General features: G+C 42.7%; 1 protein-coding gene. It reads right to left on the bottom strand.

Annotation, left to right across the window (positions count from 1 at the left end):
* Positions 1 to 72 precede the first annotated feature (72 nt).
* Positions 73 to 791: MFS transporter (locus HC176_RS15565; RefSeq protein ID WP_167919892.1), on the bottom strand; the 719-nt coding region annotated here is incomplete at its 5' end.

The raw sequence follows: 791 nt of genomic DNA, 5'->3' as shown, positions 1-791 counted from the left end.
AAGAAGAAGCTTTTTAAAAATAATGTGGGATAAGTTCTTTGAACAGGCTATTATCCCGCTTCTTCCTGGACTCTACTTAAAAGTTTTCCGGTTTCCTGAGGGTTCCAAAATGGTAGAATTTTCTTCCTTCTTTACCAGAAACAAGACATAGACAAGAAGTCCGCAGGTGATCAGGGAAAGCACGATCATCACGTTCCAGGTAAGGCTGTAACCAAACTTGTCGATTAATTGCATGCCCGAATTATGGCCAAAGATATGACCCGTGGAGAAGGAGATACTGTATAAAGCCATATAAGCCCCTTGTTTTCCGCCTTCGGCTCTTTTGAGGGCGAAGCTGTTGGAAAAAGGAAAAGCGATCATTTCCCCAATAGTTAAAAAGATCATGCCCACTACCAGGATGCCCACCCATCCTGTAAGGTTGATAAGCAGAAAACTAATAGCCACAAGAATGGCTCCCGTGATGACATGAAAGAGTGTGGATCTCACTTTTGACTCCAGGTACTTGATGAGGGGCATTTCAAACAGGAAAATCAGGAAACCATTGAGGCCTAATAATAATCCTATTTCGAATTCAGTTAAAAAATGCACCTTCGAATAATACAGCGGCATGGTGGAGAAATACTGGAGAAAAACGAATCCGAAAAGGATCATGGCTCCTATAAAGACCAGGTATGGTTTATCTTTCATCATAGCCTTCGGAATGCTGATGATCTCCTTTGGATTCTCTACAGCTTTCTTTGGATGGAGCAGCTTCAGCAAAAGCAGCCCGGCCATCATACAGGTGATCCCGT

The organism is Tamlana crocina, from assembly GCF_012037625.1.
This window is presented reverse-complemented; position numbering and strand designations above follow the sequence as displayed.